General features: G+C 35.8%; 15 protein-coding genes and 1 tRNA gene. 12 read left to right on the top strand and 4 right to left on the bottom strand.

The genetic code is table 11. The features are described from left to right. The first annotated feature begins 105 nt into the window (after positions 1-105). Complete coding sequence (locus tag B9T30_RS15055) at positions 106-1521, top strand: aspartate ammonia-lyase (RefSeq protein ID WP_086185718.1); 1416 nt, start codon at positions 106-108, stop codon at positions 1519-1521. Positions 1522-1945: 424 nt separating this feature from the next. Here B9T30_RS15055 and B9T30_RS15050 read toward each other — a convergent pair whose 3' ends face one another. Continuing rightward, on the bottom strand, positions 1946-2839 hold the full coding sequence (locus tag B9T30_RS15050) for a LysR family transcriptional regulator (protein WP_086185725.1): 894 nt from the start codon (positions 2837-2839) through the stop codon (positions 1946-1948). A 98-nt stretch (positions 2840-2937) separates the two neighbouring features. Between B9T30_RS15050 and B9T30_RS15045 the strand changes: the two genes are divergently transcribed. Next, positions 2938-4143, top strand: coding sequence for an MFS transporter (locus B9T30_RS15045; RefSeq protein ID WP_086185717.1), 1206 nt, complete (start codon positions 2938-2940; stop codon positions 4141-4143). Between the two features lie 392 nt (positions 4144-4535). Here the strand turns inward: B9T30_RS15045 and B9T30_RS15040 are convergent, their stop codons facing one another. Continuing rightward, positions 4536-4745 (bottom strand): cold-shock protein, encoded by a 210-nt coding sequence (locus B9T30_RS15040; RefSeq protein WP_004648869.1) that lies wholly within the window; start codon positions 4743-4745, stop codon positions 4536-4538. A 427-nt stretch (positions 4746-5172) separates the two neighbouring features. On the opposite strand from B9T30_RS15040, the gene B9T30_RS15035 reads away from it, so the two are divergent. From B9T30_RS15035 to B9T30_RS15015, 5 genes are all read left to right on the top strand, one after another. Further along, positions 5173-5249: transfer RNA gene (locus B9T30_RS15035), tRNA-Met, on the top strand. 156 nt (positions 5250-5405) lie between these two features. Continuing rightward, complete coding sequence (locus tag B9T30_RS15030; RefSeq protein WP_086185716.1) at positions 5406-5765, top strand: hypothetical protein; 360 nt, start codon at positions 5406-5408, stop codon at positions 5763-5765. 152 nt (positions 5766-5917) lie between these two features. Continuing rightward, positions 5918-6187, top strand: a complete 270-nt coding sequence (locus B9T30_RS15025) for a hypothetical protein (RefSeq protein WP_086185715.1) — start codon at positions 5918-5920, stop codon at positions 6185-6187. 295 nt (positions 6188-6482) lie between these two features. Then, positions 6483-9122, top strand: a complete 2640-nt coding sequence (locus B9T30_RS15020; protein WP_086185714.1) for a bifunctional aconitate hydratase 2/2-methylisocitrate dehydratase — start codon at positions 6483-6485, stop codon at positions 9120-9122. Positions 9123-9926: 804 nt separating this feature from the next. Next, entirely contained in the window at positions 9927-10898 is a 972-nt protein-coding gene (locus B9T30_RS15015) for an LLM class oxidoreductase (protein WP_086185713.1), read from the top strand. 31 nt (positions 10899-10929) lie between these two features. On the opposite strand, the gene B9T30_RS15010 is transcribed toward B9T30_RS15015, so the two are convergent. Continuing rightward, complete coding sequence (locus tag B9T30_RS15010; protein ID WP_086185712.1) at positions 10930-11862, bottom strand: LysR family transcriptional regulator; 933 nt, start codon at positions 11860-11862, stop codon at positions 10930-10932. Positions 11863-11968: 106 nt separating this feature from the next. Here B9T30_RS15010 and B9T30_RS15005 point away from each other — a divergent pair, with 106 nt between their 5' ends. From B9T30_RS15005 to B9T30_RS14995, 3 genes are all read left to right on the top strand, one after another. Further along, positions 11969-12889, top strand: a complete 921-nt coding sequence (locus B9T30_RS15005) for a nuclear transport factor 2 family protein (protein ID WP_086185711.1) — start codon at positions 11969-11971, stop codon at positions 12887-12889. Next, complete coding sequence (locus B9T30_RS15000) at positions 12889-13404, top strand: NAD(P)H-dependent oxidoreductase (RefSeq protein WP_086185710.1); 516 nt, start codon at positions 12889-12891, stop codon at positions 13402-13404. The genes B9T30_RS15005 and B9T30_RS15000 overlap by 1 nt, the downstream gene beginning before the upstream one ends. Positions 13405-13662: 258 nt before the next feature. Further along, positions 13663-14820, top strand: coding sequence for an NADH-dependent flavin oxidoreductase (locus B9T30_RS14995; RefSeq protein ID WP_086185709.1), 1158 nt, complete (start codon positions 13663-13665; stop codon positions 14818-14820). A 1081-nt stretch (positions 14821-15901) separates the two neighbouring features. On the opposite strand, the gene B9T30_RS14990 is transcribed toward B9T30_RS14995, so the two are convergent. Continuing rightward, entirely contained in the window at positions 15902-17401 is a 1500-nt protein-coding gene (locus B9T30_RS14990) for an MFS transporter (RefSeq protein ID WP_086185708.1), read from the bottom strand. 102 nt (positions 17402-17503) lie between these two features. Here B9T30_RS14990 and B9T30_RS14985 point away from each other — a divergent pair, with 102 nt between their 5' ends. Together B9T30_RS14985 and B9T30_RS14980 are read left to right on the top strand one after the other, a co-directional pair. Then, a complete protein-coding gene (locus B9T30_RS14985; protein WP_086185707.1) occupies positions 17504-18082 on the top strand; it encodes a TetR family transcriptional regulator in 579 nt (192 codons plus the stop codon). A gap of 276 nt (positions 18083-18358) precedes the next feature. Further along, on the top strand, positions 18359-18940 hold the full coding sequence (locus B9T30_RS14980; RefSeq protein WP_086185706.1) for a lysozyme: 582 nt from the start codon (positions 18359-18361) through the stop codon (positions 18938-18940). Positions 18941-18989: the final 49 nt, after the last annotated feature.

Here is an 18989-nt window from a genome sequence, read left to right as displayed (position 1 = left end):
TTATAATCTATTATGCAAAAAATGCATGCAGTAATATCTTTTTACATTAGAAAAAAAATAGCTGGCACTCTAATATAAATTCATTGCTACTCAGAGTCTATTTAAATGAACATTAAGATTAATACACGCACTGAAAAAGATTTGTTAGGTTATAAAGAAATTCCTGCTCATTGTTATTATGGTGTTCAAACGTTAAGAGCAATAGAGAATTTTAATTTAAGTCAAAATAAGTTAAATCAATTTCCTGTTTTCATTAAGGCACTTGCAATGGTGAAATCTGCATGTGCACATGCAAATTTTAAATTGAATAAAATTGAAGAAAATAAAAATAATGCCATTCAATATGCTTGCCAACAGATTTTAAATAATCAGTATCATGATCAATTTCCAATCGATATGATTCAAGGTGGCGCTGGTACTTCAACCAATATGAATATTAATGAAGTACTTGCTAACATTGGTTTAGAATATTTAGAGCATTCAAAAGGTGAGTATCAGTATTTACATCCAAATAATGATGTTAATATGTCACAGTCTACAAATGATGTTTATCCAACAGCAATTAAAGTTGGATTAATCTCTGCAATAGATCAATTAAATACACCATTTGAAAATTTAATTCAAAGCTTTAAACATAAGTCAGATGAGTTTTCTCATATTTTAAAAATGGGTCGTACTCAATTACAAGATGCTGTGCCGATGACTTTAGGTCAAGAATTTGGCGCTTTTGGAAATACGTTACAAAGCGATTTGAACAGACTTAATCAAATCATGCCAGATGCTTTAAGTGTGGTGAATTTGGGCGGTACTGCAATTGGAACAGGGATCAATACCGAAGTTAAATATCGTGAGTATGCGATTGCCTCATTATCAGAAATTACGCAGCGAAATATTAGCAGCGCACCTGATTTAATTGAAGCGACTTCAGATATGGGTGATTTCGTTTTATTGTCTAGCTTGTTAAAACGTACAGCGACTAAACTGTCAAAAATTGCCAATGACTTACGTTTACTCTCTAGTGGTCCTCGTGCAGGTTTAAATGAAATTCATTTAGAACCACGTCAACCGGGTAGTTCAATTATGCCAGGTAAAGTTAATCCAGTTATTCCAGAAGCAATGAACTTAGTCTGTTTTCAAATTATTGCTAACGATTTAGCAATTACTTTGGCAGCAGAAGCAGGTCAATTACAGCTGAATGCCATGGAGCCTTTAATTGCTTTCAAACTGTTCGAATCTATTGATTTGTTAGGCAAAGCTATGCAAATGTTCCAACATAAATGTATTGAAAATATACGTGCAAATGCTGAACATTGTCAGGCCTTAGTTGAAAATTCAATTGGTATTATTACCGCATTGAATCCGTATTTGGGTTATGAAACAACAACACGTATTGCTAAACAAGCCAATGAATCAGGTCAAAGTGTTTTAGCCTTAATTAAAGCTGAAAATCTACTTTCGGATCAAATTTTGGCAGATGTTTTAGCCGTCAATAATATGGTGAAACCTAAGCAATGTGCTTAATCATCCGTTTGAATTAATTGCTGTATAAGTTAAAAGGAACCTATTATTAGGTTCCTTTTTTTATATGCTCAACTTCTTAGACCCCTCTATATATTTTAGGTGCAGGCTTATTCATCTGAGAATTATATTTGTAAATAAATCCTTATTGATAGGTTTGTGCAATAAATTTTTTAGAAACAGTTATTTATCGCTTATTACAGCCAAATATAATTGAATCATAATGAAGCTATCAGAACTGGCGCTTTTAGCCATACAGAAATATAAATACAGTTAAAATATTATTTTGTAATACATTTTAACTGTATTTATCTGTGTTGAATTTGGAGGTATGGACTGTTGAGTGATTTCAAGCCTAGAACTCACTATTCGCTATAGTCTGTAAAATAATTCTGTCTGGAAAAAATTCATGTGCTTAGGTCATAAATCAGTATTTATCTCTAAGCAAACTGTTAATAATACTTGAAAAATTAATCGCAGGTTGACAATCAAAGTCAGTCTTAAAAGCAATTCCAAGGCCAATGGTTGAGGTTTGATTGTTTAAATATTTATATTTAATACCTTCAATTTTTAACTGTTTCGTCGATTCAGGAACCAATGAAATTCCTAAATTAGCGGCAACAAGAGACAAGATGGAGATAATCTGCGGAGCCTGTTGACCTATCTTGGGAGTAAACCCGTGCTGTTGGCAGGCATTAATGATTGCTGAATATAGTCCAGCACTTATATTTGGCGGGGAAACAATAAAACTCTCATTTTTAAATTGATCTAAATCAATGCTATCTTCATTATTTGGATAATCAATGGGTAAAGCAGCAATTAATTTTTCATTAATGAAATTCTTAATTGTGATTGTTTTAGGATAGTTCTCTGGTGGTCTTATGATTGCTATATCTAATTCATTGTTTAATATGCTTTCAATTAAAATCAGTGAGTTAGCTTCTTTAAGGATCAGCTTAACATCTGGGTAAGTATGCTGAAAAGTCTGAATCGCAGTGGGAATTAAAGGATTTAAAATAGATGTACCTGTAAACCCAAGACGCAATTCTCCAGTTTCACCATTGGCAGTATTTCTTGTTAACCTCACAGCATTTTTAAGTTGATTTTGGATAGGGGATACTGCTTTTAGGAATGTTTGCCCAGCAGGAGTAAGCGTAGCCCCTTGAGAATAGCGATGAAATAACTCTACACCTATTTCTTCTTCTAACTTTTTAATTTGCATACTTAAAGGAGGTTGGCTAATACCTAATCGTAAAGCAGCTTTCGAAAAATTTTGCTCTTCTGCGACAGCTATAAAATATTGAATATGACGTATGTCCATATGTTTTATATATACCACTATTGATTGATATATATTATACATATAGTCGAGCAGTATTTAAAATTAGGCATTCCTACAAAGAAGTTTTAAATACTGTCATGAAAGTGCATGCTGTCTTAGCTATAAATTCTGGAATGAGTGAATTCAAAAAAGCCGGCTTTGCGCTTTTTTTATTGGGGTTTGCAAGTTTTTCCCTAATATATTGTGTACAGCCATTATTGCCAGAATTTACCTCGAGTTTTCATATTGCGCCAAGTGCCAGTGCGCTTGCTTTGTCAATGACAACGGGATTTTTGGCATTTTCGATAATGCTATCCAGTGCATTTTCCCAAGTGTTGGGCAGAAGAGGGTTGATGTTCTGTTCAATGTTTTTAGCTGGGCTTTTAAATATTATCTGCGCAATTTCGCCTAACTGGCAGATGCTGATCTTTTCAAGAAGCATAGAAGGTTTTGTATTGGGTGGTGTGCCAGCGGTGGCTATGGCATGGATTGCAGAAGAAATAAATCCTAAGGACCTGAGTAGGACGATGGGATTGTATATTGCCGGCACAGCATTTGGCGGGATGATGGGGCGTGTAGGAATGGGATTGCTTACAGAAATTTTTTCTTGGCGAGTTTCTATGGCGGTGCTCGGTTTGATATGTCTATTTTGCGCATTGGGTTTTATTAAACTACTGCCTGATTCAAAAAATTTTACGCAGCGAAAAGCCATGAGTTTATCTTTTCATTTAAATGCTTGGCTGGAACATCTAAAAAATATTCAATTGGTTCGGATTTACAGTATTGGCTTTTTGATGACAAGTGTGTTCGTGACATTATTTAATTATGTGACATTTCGCTTTTCATCAGCTCCATATCATTTAAGCCAAACTCAAATCAGTTTAATTTTTCTCTCTTACAGCTTTGGAATAGTTTCATCTTCAATTGCGGGAAACCTTGCTGACAGGATTGGTCGTAAGCCAATTTTATATTTTGGCTTTATTTTAATGCTTGTAGGTGTTTGTTTTACCCTAAGTAAGTCACTATTTTATATTGTTTTAGGAATAGCAATTGTGACAACTGGTTTTTTTATTTCACACTCTATTGCCAGCAGCAATGTTGGAGAGTTGGCGCGTGAAAATAAAGGTCATGCTGCATCGCTGTATTTGCTTTTTTATTATTTAGGTTCAAGTATTGTTGGTTCAATGAGTGGGCTGATTTGGCAAAAACAAGGTTGGGATGGAATCGTGATTCTCAATGTCTGTTTAATTATTTTAGCGTTGATTGTTATTGCTTTTACCCAGCGGGCAAGAGTATTGGATTAAATTTGGAATTTTTTAATCAAGCAGCATTTATTGCTTTACGATATTTCAGGTTCGAATAAGCCTGATGTTTGGATATTGGAAAATATTAGTGGAAAATAGTTTAAGGGGATCTGTAAATGGTCTTCTTGGGTGATGCTAAATAAAAAAGAGTGATTTAGCTATAGGTTATATTTTAGCTTAGAAAATGTATCTAACTATTGGGCTGGTTTGAATGAGTTTAAAGGTGGGGCATATAAAAAAATCAATGCAGAGGTCATCTAAGAAGATGGAAGCGTCGATTGTTTGAGTGATTGATGTTGATTGTAATATAAAACCCAGATATGCAAAAACGAGAGCTAGGCTCTCGTTTTTTAATCTTAAACTACCTTACTGATGTAAGAATAGCTTTAAAATTATAGTGCTACGATGTTTACAGCATTCGGGCCTTTTTGACCTTGAGTGATGCTGAATTCAACTTGTTGACCTTCAGTCAAAGTTTTGAAGCCAGAGTTAGCGATTTCGCTGAAATGAGCAAAAACGTCAGGACCGTTTTCTTGTTGAATAAAACCGAAACCTTTAGTTTCGTTGAACCACTTAACAGTACCTTTAACAGTATTAGACATAATACAATCCTATAAACTTTAATATTTTTTGGTTTACTAAAAAACCGATGTTAACTTGAAAATAAGAATGGAACTTTAAATCTGAAAAAAACGAAGGATTATGACTAAAACTGCGAAATAAGAGAAGATTTACCAGAACAAACTTTTTTCTAGTTGATGAGCATAGTATACCTATAAATAAGAATATGCAACTTAATTTATAACTTTTTTTGTTTTTTATGCTTAATATTTTAAATTTATTATTTAAATATTAAAAATCAATAATTTATTTTGGTGTTCTCATTGTCTTAACTGAAGTAGAAGGTCGGTGAGTTAAAGTCAACAGATAAGAAATGGGTCGTGAGTTAGAAATACAGTTTAAATTTCAATTAAAGTTGAATAAAGTTTGCTTTGTTAATGTTTAGGGCGTATAAAGGCACTTCGTTGATGCGGGATGGAGCAGTCTGGTAGCTCGTCGGGCTCATAACCCGAAGGTCGTTGGTTCAAATCCAGCTCCCGCTACCAACGAAAGAATATCAAGTTTATAGCCTAATCTACACAGATTAGGCTTTTTTTATGCTTATATTTTAAGCTTAAACAGGCGTTTTTTCTTATATAAAGGCTGAGTGATTTCGTATTTTTATGAACTTTGATTATGATATGAAGAATAGGAGAATGTTCATGAATAAATTATTCACTTTAATTGTATTGGTTGCTTTGGTTGGATGTGCTGAAAAAAAGCCATTAACACTTGAAGAGCAGTGGAAAGGGTATTGTACTAGTGTTGGCAATGCTGCAAATACAATTATGTTTGACCGTCAAAATGCAATTGAAAAGAAAGCTGCATTAGAACATGCGGATAAAATTGAAGATGCAACTACAAAAACATTTATCTTAGATATTATTGAACAAGTTTATGCATTTCCACTTGCTGAAATTGATAAGAATCCAGAAGAAAGCCGCAATCAATTTAAGCAAAAAATTACAGAAAAATGTATTGCGACACCGCATGACAAACTACCTAATTACAAGCCGTTCTAAAGAACGGTTTTTTTATCTGGATAGTATTGAATAATCTTAAATAGCCTAAGCAATCCAAGAATAAATTGTCACATTTCAATTAATCATAAATATAGAAAAGCATATCTGAATAGTAAATAATAAAATGAATAACGAAAAATAAGGAGTGATCAATGGACGTTGTGGGGTATCTACATCATGCAGACTTGCTCTTAGAAGATGAACAAGGCGTTGCCATTATTAGCGGAAATCACTATGTGCTTAGTTTAGGCGATAAAGTTTATATTCAACATATAATTGATCAAGAAACGAAGCTTTATCAAGTTCATATTTCATTTGCCAGTACAGAGCATGCTATGCTGCATGAAGACGAAATTCAGATTAAATTTGAAGGTTGTCGTGAGAGTTTGCGTGAATATATTCATGCAACGACAGTACACTAAGGTTGAATGTTTTTCTTTTTAGAAAAAGGGCAACATTAGGTTGCCTTTTTTATGTATAAATTCTAGTCAAAAGTTAATTGCTGCCCTATTAAAGGTGTAAATTAGAGTTAAATCGGTCGTGAATTAATCAAAAAAGGCATCATTTAGCTACAAAATAATGAGCATCACGAAGAAACACCGCTACTGCATTAACTTTTAACTAGATTTTTAGTAAAATTTAGTTGTCCATATTACTTGTGACGCTCGAAAGAAGCTGGAATTCATAAGTAATTTTTTAAAAAAGAGGAATAACACCGTGCTAGAAGCTTACCGCCAACACGTTGAAGAACGTGCCGCACTCGGAGTCCCACCGAAGCCACTTGATGATGCTCAAACAGCTGACTTGGTTGAACTATTAAAAAATCCACCAGCTGGTGAAGAGGCGTTTTTAGTTGATTTGCTAGAAAATCGTGTTCCTGCAGGTGTTGACCAAGCTGCTTATGTTAAAGCTGCTTTCTTGGCTGCTTTGGCAAAAGGTGACGCAACTTCTCCTTTAATTTCTAAAGAACGTGCGGTTTACTTACTAGGTACTATGCTTGGTGGTTATAACGTAGCACCTTTAGTTACATTACTTGATGATGCTGAACTTTCTGAATTAGCTGCTGAAGCGTTGAAAAAAACACTTTTAGTATTTGATGCGTTCCATGACGTAGCAGATAAAGCTAAAGCGGGCAATGTAAATGCTCAGGCAGTTATGCAATCTTGGGCTGATGCTGAATGGTTCACAAACCGTGCAGACGTTCCAGAAGAAATTAAACTGACTGTATTCAAAGTTACTGGCGAAACGAATACGGATGATTTGTCTCCTGCTCAAGACGCTTGGAGCCGTCCAGATATCCCATTACATGCAAATGCAATGTTGAAAAACGTACGTGATGGGATTAACCCAGAAGTTCCTGGTGAAGTTGGTCCACTCAACCAAATTAAAGAACTTATCGCGAAAGGTAACCAAGTTGCTTACGTAGGTGATGTTGTTGGTACGGGTTCAAGCCGTAAATCTGCAACAAACTCTGTACTTTGGTTCTTTGGTGATGACATTGCTCACATCCCGAACAAAAAAGACGGTGGTTACTGCTTAGGTTCTAAAATCGCTCCAATTTTCTTCAACACTATGGAAGATGCTGGTGCGTTACCGATTGAGATTGATGTTGCTAACATGAACATGGGCGATGAAATCGTTCTTAAGATTGATCATGCTGCTGCAAAAGTAACTGCATTCAAAGCTGGCGAACAAATCGCTGAATCTGAATTGAAAACGCCTGTTCTTCTTGACGAAGTTCGTGCGGGTGGTCGTATCAACTTAATTGTTGGTCGTGGCTTAACCACTAAAGCACGTGAAGCTTTAGGTCTTCCAGTGTCTACATTGTTCCGTGTTCCTGTACAACCTGCTGCTACTGGCAAAGGCTTTACTCAAGCACAGAAAATGGTTGGTCGCGCTTGTGGTCTTCCTGAAGGTCAAGGCGTACTTCCAGGTACTTACTGTGAACCTAAGATGACAACTGTTGGTTCGCAAGATACAACAGGTCCTATGACTCGTGATGAATTGAAAGACTTGGCTTGCCTAGGTTTCTCTGCTGACCTCGTTATGCAATCTTTCTGTCATACAGCTGCTTATCCAAAACCAATTGACGTTCAAATGCAACACACGCTTCCTGATTTTATCATGAACCGTGGTGGTGTATCTTTACGTCCAGGTGATGGTATTATTCACTCTTGGTTAAACCGTATGTTAATGCCTGATACCGTTGGTACTGGCGGTGACTCACATACACGTTTCCCAATTGGTATTTCTTTCCCAGCGGGTTCTGGTCTTGTAGCATTCGCTGCAGCTACTGGTGTTATGCCATTAGACATGCCTGAATCTGTACTTGTTAAGTTCAAAGGTAAAATGCAGCCTGGTATCACACTACGTGACCTTGTACATGCAATTCCTTACTACGCGATTCAAGCGGGTGACTTAACTGTAGAGAAGAAAGGTAAGAAAAACATCTTCTCTGGTCGTATTCTTGAAATCGACTTAACAGAAATGGAAACTGACTTAACTGTTGAGCAAGCATTCGAACTTTCTGATGCTTCTGCTGAACGTTCTGCTGCGGGTTGTTCTATCACACTTTCTGAAGAGAAAGTTGCTGAATACCTTCGTTCGAACATCACGATGCTTAAGTGGATGATCTCTGAAGGTTATGGCGATGCGCGTACTATGGCACGTCGTGTAGAGAACATGGAAAAATGGTTAGCAAATCCATCACTTCTTAAAGCTGATGCTGATGCTGAATACACTAAAGTGTATGAAATTGATCTTGCTGACATTAAAGAACCAGTTCTTTGCTGCCCGAACGATCCAGATGACGCTAAACTTCTTTCTGACGTTCAAGGCGTTAAAATTGACGAAGTATTCGTTGGTTCTTGTATGACAAATATCGGTCACTTCCGTGCGACTGGTAAATTGTTAGAAAAAGTTCCAGGCGGTGTATTGTCAACTCGTTTGTGGATTGCTCCACCGACGCGTATGGACGAACGTCAATTGATGGAAGAAGGTTTCTATAACATTTATGGTAAAGCTGGCGCGCGTACTGAAATGCCAGGTTGTTCATTATGTATGGGTAACCAAGCACGTGTAGCTCCGAACACAACTTGTGTTTCGACTTCTACGCGTAACTTCCCGAACCGTCTAGGTCAAGGTGCTAACGTTTACTTAGCGTCTGCTGAACTTGCATCTGTTGCTGCTGTACTTGGTAAATTACCAACTCCAGAAGAATACCAACAATATGCAGCTCAAATTGACAGCATGTCTTCTGACATCTATCAATACTTAAGTTTCGACAAAATGGGCGACTATACTGACGCTGCTGCGAATGTTGATACGAAGAAAATTGCTGCTGCTCAATTGACTTAATGAGCTAGGATAAAGGAAGCACTGCTTCCTCCGAGCGCAAGAGTAAAGCTATGCTTTTACTTTGATAATTAAGTATTAAGCAGTATAAGATGAGGGCTGATTAATCAGCCCTTATTTTTTTGGCGGCAACCTATTTCAGGATTAGATAGGAACTGAGTTACTTTATAAAGATGATAATATTTTTGTCAGTTAAAAATTGAATTTGCAGAGTTTGGGTAATTTTGAGCCTGATGATAGGGTGTAAAAACCAAATTAATATCAGCTTCAATTATTAAGAAAAACCGCTACCGTCTAGCAGGTTTAGGTGAGCTTGCAGGAGATACAATTGATAGCGTAATCCACATTCGTGATGAAGTACTTAATATTGATGTCACAGAGTTTGCGACAGAAGAAACTGAGAAACTAATTAATGGCCTAAATTTTAAATGGGTCTCATCAGTCAAATAGTCGAGTTAAATGTTAAGCAAAGTATCAGCCTAGCCAACATTGCACGATCAGAGGCCTTGTTTTGTGGCTTTTAATGAAGACCTCAAGGATCTATTCGAAGTGCAGGCACGGCGTATCGTTGTTGTTTCAGATATTGAAAGAAAACTAATAGATTTAGACATCTTAAATACAGATACACTGTAAATTCAGGCTTAATTAACTAAAATAGTTTATTAATTGTTTTGTAGAAGCGGAGCTAAGTAAATTAGCAACTTGATTCAGTATTATATTTGTGAAATTTAGGCTCTAGATACGGGAATCTAATTCCCTAATGAAAGCATTAAACTAAGTATATGTTCAAAAAAACTTGGTATAGCTATGACTGATCTAATTCTTCCTCCACATTTAGCTGATAATAAGGCTTTTACTCGTGTTTTTCAGCCGAATAAGATTACCTTTGGTTTAATCGCGCCTTTTAAGGGCTATCCAGAAGGGCCTATGCCCAATATGTCTGATCATGCAGAGCTGGCAAAAATGGCAGATGAAGGTGGCATTTCGGCATTGTGGATTAGAGATGTGCCGTTTTACGATCCAAATTTTGGTGATGTGGCACAAGTTTATGATCCATTTGTGGATCTAGGTTATCTTGCAGCAATCACTAAAAATATTACTTTAGGTACAGCAGGCATTGTTTCACCTTTGCGTAATCCAATTCTAACTGCTAAACAAGCTGCATCCGTTGATCAACTCTCAGGTGGACGTTTTCTTTTAGGTATGTCGAGCGGAGATCGACCTGTCGAATATCCTGCTTTTGGTTGTGATTTTGAGAATCGTGCAGATCGTTTTAGAGAAGCATGGCAAATGATCCGAACCTTAAATGAAAATAAATTCCCTAAGATGACCACACAACATCATGGTAACTTATCAGGAAATATCGATTTAATTCCGAAACCTGTTGCAAGTCGTTTACCGATGATTACGATTGGTCGTGCTCGTCAAGATATGTCTTGGTTTGCCAATGAATCAGATGCATGGATTTGGCATGGTGTTGATCCGAGACGTTCAAAAAGTATTGTGCAGGAAATTGCAGAAAAAGGTGATGGAAAAACTTGGCATCCATTTGGATATGCAAACTTTTTAGATTTAAGTGAAAATCCAGATGAATCTGCTCAATTACACAATAATATTTTTCTAAGAACAGGTCGTAATGCGCTGATGGAGTTTTGGGAACAACAACGTCAAGACGGTGTTTCCCACATCACACTCAATTTAAAACCAACGCGTCGGCCTGCCAAAGAGGTTTTACAGGAGCTAATAGAATACGTTGTACCGCAGTTTAGTAATTCTTAAGTTTTTATAAATACAAAGAAACAGATCCAAATTAAAGCTTTGGATCTGTTTTTGTTCTTTCCCAGGGTGGTACATCGGTCCATTGTTCAGTAAGAAAATCAATAAACATACGAATACGCGGTGACAAGTGTTTTTTACTTGGATAAATAATACGAATAGGTTCATCCGAAACTGCATATTCCTCCAAAATTGGAACAAGATCCCCACGATCAACCGCTTTTTTGGTTAGGTAAGATGGTAGTTGGATAATCCCAAAACCTGAAATGGCTGAAGCTAAGATTGCATCTGAACTGTCAATCTTCATTTTTTCAGGCCCTTCAAATATGTAAGGTCCCTGATCCGTTTTAAATTTCCAAGTTTTCCTATTAAAACTACCATTGAAAAAAATAGTATTGAATTGGAATAAATCTTGCGGTGTTTGTGGGCAGCCATGCAGTTGTAAATATTGAGGAGAAGCACATGTCTGCATGCTTTGCCAACCAATTGTACGTGTTAAAAGTCGAGAATCATCCTTAGGCTCTCCAATGCGAATACCGATATCAAAGCCTTCCTCAATAACATCTACAAAACGATCAGTAAAAGAAATATCTGCATTCAAATCAGACCACTTTTTAAGGAAGTCGTGCAATACTGGTAAAATATACTGATGGCCCAATGAATGTGGTGCTGTAATTTTTAAAGTGCCCGTAGGGTGTACACGACGAGTTGCCATAACCTGATCAATTTCGTCTAAATCTTCTAGAATCTGTTTGCAATAATCAAAAAGAATACGACCTTCATCGGTCAAGCTTAGACTTCGTGTGGTTCTATTGAGTAGTCGTACATTCATTTGTTGTTCTAATCGGACAATACTTTTACCAATAGCAGAGCGTGACAAACCTAAATGTTTTGCAGCTTTGGTATAACTCCCATGTTTTACAGAGCTGACGAATGCAGATAGATCACCTATTCGATTGATTTCCATGATTTTCTCTTTTATTAAATCGATATCAACCCAATATATGGGAATCAATATCTACAATATTTTAATTATAATGCCATTAGTTAAATATTAAGGCAAATTAAAAGATATGACTAAGCTTAAGCTATCTCAAGCATCAATTCAATTTGAAAAATTTATTCAGCTTTGGCAAGGCAGTATGACTGGTCCGGTTGAAGCGTTCCTGAGTCAAGATATTCAATTGTCTTCAAGCCATAGAGGCAATCAACGCTCAATTTCTCAAGTTGTTGATCATCTTAAAAATGACTTTGATTTTAATTCAATCACAAACATACACATCTCAAATGTTGTAGAAAAATCTACGACAGAAAAAACTCAGATAAGTGCATACTTTTATGGTGAAACAACGCTTGAAAGTACAGTTTTTTTCGGTGGAATGATGATTATCACTTTAAATCATCAATTAATTGATGATATTAAAATTCAAATGAATTGGGTCGATGGTGATACATCACTTATTTCCCACTGGTCTTTACCCTTAGAACGTTTGTGGAAACCCAATGATCCAAAATCTTCAGCCATTATGAGCGAACTTGATGCTATTTGGCACGACTCAGAAAATGAAGTGAACCCAAATAGTGATGAGGAGCTAATTGCAGAAGTGTGGTATCGCTATGCATGGGCATTAGATCTAGCAGATACATCTCTATATATGGATGCATTTACAGATGATGCAATTGTCCAACTCCCTCCGATGGGGACGCTCACAGGAAAAAGAGAAATCATCTCTACCTTAAAAGCTTTTAGAATGCCTTGGCCATCTATTCAACATTATGGTGAACCGCTTCAAATAGATATTAATTTTGAGCAAAACAAAGCCGAATTAATGATTGGTCGAATTATTCCTCAACAAACACAGGATACTGATGGTCAATCTATCTATGCAGCACATTATAAGATTGAACTGCATTTAACTCAGATCAATCAGTGGAAAATTCATCGAATGACCTATTTACCAGGTTGGATTCGTACCCAGCATGGAGAACTATGATGAAAAAAGTTGTCGGTATTGTCGGGAATTTTAATGAACCTTCACGAACATATCAGTTAGCTGAGAATATTGTAAATAAGACAGCTCATGCTTTTGGAATGGAGCCTCAGCTTTATAATCTTTCTGCATTAGGGTCATCTTTCCCAAATGCACAGTCATTTCAAGATTTAGATGATCAAGCACAAGCGATTATTGAAGATATGATGAAAGCTGAAATTTTAGTGATTAGTGTACCGACATGGAATGCTAGTTATCCAGGTATGTTTAAACATTTGTTTGATTTAATATCGCCAGATGCAATGCGCGCAAAACCCATGATTCTTGCAGCAACAGGTGGCTCAGAACGGCATGCTTTAATGGTCGAATATCAAGTTAGACCATTATTTAATTATTTTAAAGCCTGTCCTGTAACGACTTCTATTTATGCCACTAGCACTGATTGGAATGAGAATGGACTGTCGTCTGAGCTTAATCTTCGAATTGGTCAAGCAGTAAGTGAAATACGTTTAACTTGATTGTAGATATACTTAATGGTTGATAATCAATAAGTTTAAAATTTATAAATCGCTTATTTTATTTAAATATATGCAAAATACTGATACCACAGCCTTAAAATAAAGGCTGTGGTTTTTTACATTAAAATACTAAGTAGCGAAATAATCTAAGATATTTATCACAACTCACATGCGAAATAACTGCACTTAGCATGGGAAACACATTCCCTAATCTTTGTTCTAAGATGCATCTAAGTTTTAAAAGCATGTGGACTGTGAGTGAAAAATTATCAATTTTTAAACCCTATTATTCTCCCGAATGGGGTTCAAATTAAAAACCGTGTTGTATTAGCACCAATGACTGAACAAATGGCTTTTCAGGATGGAACGGTCAGTCTTGAAGAAATTACTTATATGCAACAACGCGCAGGCGGTGTGGGTTTACTCATTACACCTGTGGCATATATTAATAAAGAAGGTAAAGGTTTTGAAGGTCAGTTAGGTGCGGATGATGATAGTAAAATTGCGGGGCTAAGCAAGTTAGCATTTGCAATTAAATCTCGTGGTGCTAAAGCAATTTTACAAATTTTTAGTGCTGGCCGAATGACAAACTCCTATATCACACGTGGCTTAAAACCTGTCAGCGCCAGTGCAATTGCTGCGCCGAGAAATGGTGCAGAATGTCCTCGTGAACTCAGTCAAGATGAGGTTGTGAATACAATCAAGGACTTTGCAGAAGCAACACGACGAGCAATTGAAGCTGGATTTGATGGTGTTGAATTGCATGGTGCAAATACATATTTACTCCAACAATTTGTATCTCCACACTCTAATCGACGTACAGATGAATGGGGTGGCTCATTAGAGAAACGTTTATCTTTTCCTATGACAGTTATTGATGAAGTCATGAAAGTAAAAGAAAAGTTTGCAACACCATCATTTATTGTAGGTTATCGATTATCTCCAGAAGAAATGGAAGAACCCGGTATTAGCTTAGATGATACAAAGTATTTTATCGATAAGTTACAACAAACAGATATTGATTATATTCATGTATCTATGGGTAATGTCTGGCGTACATCAATGCGTGATCAATCTGATTCAGTTCCTATTATCAAACAGCTTAGAAAGGTTTCTAGCAAGAAACCTTTAATTGCGGTTGGGAGCATCAGAACGCCTGAACAAGCAGAAGATGTGATGAATAGTGAAATTGATTTTATTGCTTTGGGACATCAATTAATTATTGAACCTAATTGGGTTGAAAAAGTAGCTTCAGGTCAAGAAGACAGCATTCGTTATCAATTACATGCTGCTGATCTAGATGATCTAGGCGTAAAACCACCCTTTTTAGAGTTTATTCGTGATATGCCTGGATTTGATATTTTAGGTTTAGATCATGAATCTAATCGAGAAATTGTTAAAGTCACTTATCTTTAATTATGAAAATAGACTCGTAGAGATACGGGTCTATAATTTTTGAAAATACTGAAATTAGTGATTGGTTTCATATCAATATTGAAAAAATTACCACTATTAGAGTTTACTAAATAGAGGAATGAATAATTATTAAATATCAGCCAAATTGGAAAGCGGACTATGACTTGAATTGGAATCCTCTGTGAAATGAATAATTGATATTTTTTAAACTGTCACAGTATAAATTTATGATGGCAGTCCAATGTTTAATAATAACAGTGGTGATAAAAAGCAAACGTATCTTCAATTGGGTTGCTTTAATTATGTGTAGTAGCTGCTGTGATGAACATCTAAAGTTGAACACAAACGTCGAATAGGCCATATATGGAAGTCGCAACACAATCTATTATTTCTGAGATTTTGAGCGGGAAATTTCAATGAAATATCTGCCATATTAAGGCTTTGTCTGCAAGATTTAATGTTTTTACAAATACATTTTTTAAGAAAAACTGCTCTGTAATTTAGTCTTGAAGTATTGGAAGTCCAGTAAGTAAGCTTTCCAGTTAATACCCAAAAAGCCCTATTCAACAATAGGGCTTTTTTATGGGCAGTATCACCCTTAAGGCCATTACAGATCAAACGCCGTATGTTTAAAAGATTAAAGGCGCTTTAGAAAAGGCGACAGGACAATCTATTCCACGGCGCAAATTTAATAGCATTCCTAAGCAGCTGTCAGAAAAATTGGAACATGAAAAGCAACTTACTCTATATGTCCCCATGATAAGCAATAAGTTTGGGATGGTATATCCATAAAGAGCGGGAATTTTTGTGCGCCAAAGTGTACAAAGTTGCTTGAATTTTATTCCAAGGGTTATCTGTAAAAATTGAGGGTAATTTGAGTAATGGGTGCATTAAAAAATCACAACCATGTGCTATTTAGGTTGAATATTAGTCAATTTATTGGTGATATTTTTAGAATTGTACATAAAAAAGCCGACTTGTTTATGAGTCGGCTTTTATTGTTTTGAGGCTGGTTGAAATTCATTAAGTAGTTGATAGTTAAATTAATATGCAAATTTACTTAGTATAGTCGCCATTTATGTTAAATGGATAGTGATTGGGTGGAATTTTCCCTCCAAAAGATCCAGATAAAGATAGCAAGAAACAAAAGTATTAAACTTGAAAAGATTAAAATAGAGCTATGAGCCATAACAAAAGCTGAGTTGGCTGATTTTATGATGAGATCTGCACTTTTTGCCGATAAATTTGGAAGAACTTGATAAGTTCCTCCTATAGAACTTTCAGCTATTTTTAGTTGATCAGCACTAAAAAAATGATAAAAATCTACATTTTTTGTGTAGAAAAAAGATGCCATTAAACCAAAAATTGTTACACCCAAACCGGTTCCTAATTCATAGGACATTCCTTCAATAGCACCAGCCGATGATGCTTGTTCAATAGGTGCTCCTGATAAAATTGCGGATGTAGCTGCTAAAAAGGCACATAGGATACTTAGCCCTAATAAGATCATACAAAAAGCTGAAAATAAGTATTCAGTTTCAAAATTAACAACTGATAAAAAATACATAGATACAGAACTTAGTATTAAGCTAAATACAGCAACTTTTTTAGCTCCAAACTTATTTAGAAGAGGTGTACTAATCACGCCACCCACACTGACTGCAATCATAAACGGTAAAATATATAGACCAGCTTCTAATGGACTAAATTGATACACATATTGTAGTTTTTGGGAAATAAGTAACTCAAATCCTACCAGTGCAATCATAGCAACAACTGAAATGGTGAAACCATATTTCACGGATTTCGATGTGAATAGCTTAAGATCAAATAGTGGTTGATCACTTTTAATCTGCCTTTTTACAAATAAAAAACCGAGTACAATCCCTATAAGCCCAAGAAGAATGAATTGAGGATCAAATTCTTTTAAGCCGGCTTTTAAACTGTAAATTACTAAAAGAATGGCTGTTATAAGTATTAGCGCATCTAATATATTTAATTTTTTTTCATGTATAAAATTTTGTTTAGGTAGATACTTTAAAATACATACAGTGACAACCAAGACAATAGGAACATTAATCAGAAACACTGATCCCCAATAGAAGTATTCTAATAGTAACCCACCGACTAGAGGTCCGAAAGCGGCACCAGCCCCTCCAGCCATAACCCACATTCCTAGAGCAAAATTTCGTTCTTTTTCATCCATGAATGTATGGCGTAGACAAGCTAAAGTTGCAGGCATAATCATTGATGCACCTAAGGCCAATATAGCTCTTGAGAAAATTAAAAAATTTGCTGTAGGTGAGAGTGCTGCTAGCACCGAGGCCATACCAAAGATGATACTGCCCATAAGCATGAGTTTTCGATAACCAACTTTATCGCCTAAGGCACCCATTACTAAAATAAGCCCAGCCATCAACAATGGATAAATATCAATAATCCATAATAGTTGTGATGTGCCTGCTTTTAATTCTTGGCTTAATGTAGGTACAGCGATATGAAGTACAGTTGCATCAATAGCCACAGGAAGATAAAGCCCAACGACAATGGCTAAAATGAACCATTTGGGATGTAAAAACATAAAAATAGTATAAAGTTGAACACGTGTTCAACTTTATACTATTTTTTGATTTTTTACGCAACTTGTATATGCTGATCATGTTGTGAATGACTGTGTTAGAAAATGAGCTACTTAAGTAAAACGGAAAGAAAAAAACAGATCTTAGATGTTGCTATGACAATCGCATTAGATGATGGTTTGAATACATTGACAGTACGTAATTTGGCTCAAAAAGCTTCTTTGTCTGTAGGGCTTATTCATCATCACTTTAAAACTATTCAAGAATTAAAGTGTGAAGTATTTATGCAGCTCATTTATAAAAATTTAGATATCAGTGAAATAGATGATAATTTAAGTTTAACTGAAAAAATACTTTTGGCTCTCGGTTTTACTGAATCGGAAGATGAATTACCTTACGTTCGATTGTGGAATGATGCTGAACAAAACAGCCAAACTAGTCCTGAATTTAATAAAGTTTTTTCAATAGCAATTGAAGAATGGCATAAGTCTATAAAAAAAATATTGGAATCGGCGCCGTTAAATAATCATCATGAAAATCTTGATGATATGGCTTGGCAATTTATAGGTCTAACTTTAGGATTAGAAGGGCTGGTAAAGTTTCATTCTCATTTATTTACCTATCAATATATGACTCAATTAGTAACTCATTTAATTGAAAATAAAATCCATCAGAGAGTTTAATTTTAGATATTCTAAAGACTTAAGTTTAGGCTGACTTTAACTCGATCAAGAACTATTAGTGTCCTGTATGTCTTTACATCAATAGATGTGGGCTATGATGATGATTCTATCAAAAAAGAGAAAAGTTAACTGTTTTCATTATCTCTAAACAAGCTTCAAACTTAGTGATAGAAGTACATACAATAAAGAAAATCATTATTACAAAAGTAGATGTATATTGGGAAGTACGTTCATCGAAGAGTGTTTAAAGAAAAATGCAAACAAGTGGGGTGGGTGATGCAAGTAATATTTGATTTCTTACGAAAAATTAGTGGTGGGAAACTCACTCAAAAACAGGTGAATGCAGCGAATCAGGTCATTGCGAATACGACAGGCTCTATGGTTGCCAACATGCTAGGTATTGCTGTAGATGAAATGTCGGTGAGTAACCAAGGTGTTGACCTAATCTGCGATTTTGAAGGTAAGCGACTTGCAGCTTATGATGATGATGGTGTGGGAGTCTGGACGATTGGTTTTGGTACAACCATTTACCCAAATGGCATCAAAGTCAAAAAAGGTGATACTTGCACACTTGACCAAGCCAAATTATATATGGCTCACGATTTAAAGAAATTTGAACAAGCTGTGAATGGTGCTGTAAATATTCCATTGAATCAAAATCAATTCGATGCACTTGTTTCACTGGCTTATAACATCGGTACAGGTGCATTTAATAAATCAACATTGGTTAAAAAGCTTAATGCAGGTGATATTCGTGGAGCAGCAGATCAGTTTGATGTATGGATAAATGCTGGTGGGAAGCGGATGCAAGGACTGGTGAATCGTCGAGCTAGAGAAAAGGCATTATTTCTATCTTGACCACAGTAGTTTTTCTGCGAATTTGGCTTTGGTATTGCATGAAAAATTG

This window comes from Acinetobacter sp. ANC 4973 (assembly GCF_002135275.1).
In the GTDB taxonomy this organism is placed as follows: domain Bacteria; phylum Pseudomonadota; class Gammaproteobacteria; order Pseudomonadales; family Moraxellaceae; genus Acinetobacter; species Acinetobacter kyonggiensis.
The sequence above is the reverse complement of the archived record's forward strand: the minus strand, read 5'-3'. Positions and strand labels throughout refer to the sequence as shown.

Bases quoted from the DNA above. Each gene is read 5' to 3' on its own strand.
- B9T30_RS15015 (WP_086185713.1), top strand. From the start codon at position 9,927: ATGACTGATCTAATTCTTCCTCCACATTTAGCTGATAATAAGGCTTTT.
- B9T30_RS14980 (WP_086185706.1), top strand. From the start codon at position 18,359: ATGCAAGTAATATTTGATTTCTTACGAAAAATTAGTGGTGGGAAACTC.
- B9T30_RS15025 (WP_086185715.1), top strand. From the start codon at position 5,918: ATGGACGTTGTGGGGTATCTACATCATGCAGACTTGCTCTTAGAAGAT.
- B9T30_RS15050 (WP_086185725.1), bottom strand. From the start codon at position 2,839: ATGGACATACGTCATATTCAATATTTTATAGCTGTCGCAGAAGAGCAA.
- B9T30_RS14990 (WP_086185708.1), bottom strand. From the start codon at position 17,401: ATGTTTTTACATCCCAAATGGTTCATTTTAGCCATTGTCGTTGGGCTT.
- B9T30_RS14985 (WP_086185707.1), top strand. From the start codon at position 17,504: ATGAGCTACTTAAGTAAAACGGAAAGAAAAAAACAGATCTTAGATGTT.
- B9T30_RS15000 (WP_086185710.1), top strand. From the start codon at position 12,889: ATGAAAAAAGTTGTCGGTATTGTCGGGAATTTTAATGAACCTTCACGA.
- B9T30_RS15030 (WP_086185716.1), top strand. From the start codon at position 5,406: ATGAATAAATTATTCACTTTAATTGTATTGGTTGCTTTGGTTGGATGT.
- B9T30_RS15055 (WP_086185718.1), top strand. From the start codon at position 106: ATGAACATTAAGATTAATACACGCACTGAAAAAGATTTGTTAGGTTAT.
- B9T30_RS15005 (WP_086185711.1), top strand. From the start codon at position 11,969: ATGACTAAGCTTAAGCTATCTCAAGCATCAATTCAATTTGAAAAATTT.
- B9T30_RS15010 (WP_086185712.1), bottom strand. From the start codon at position 11,862: ATGGAAATCAATCGAATAGGTGATCTATCTGCATTCGTCAGCTCTGTA.
- B9T30_RS15045 (WP_086185717.1), top strand. From the start codon at position 2,938: ATGAAAGTGCATGCTGTCTTAGCTATAAATTCTGGAATGAGTGAATTC.
- B9T30_RS15040 (WP_004648869.1), bottom strand. From the start codon at position 4,745: ATGTCTAATACTGTTAAAGGTACTGTTAAGTGGTTCAACGAAACTAAA.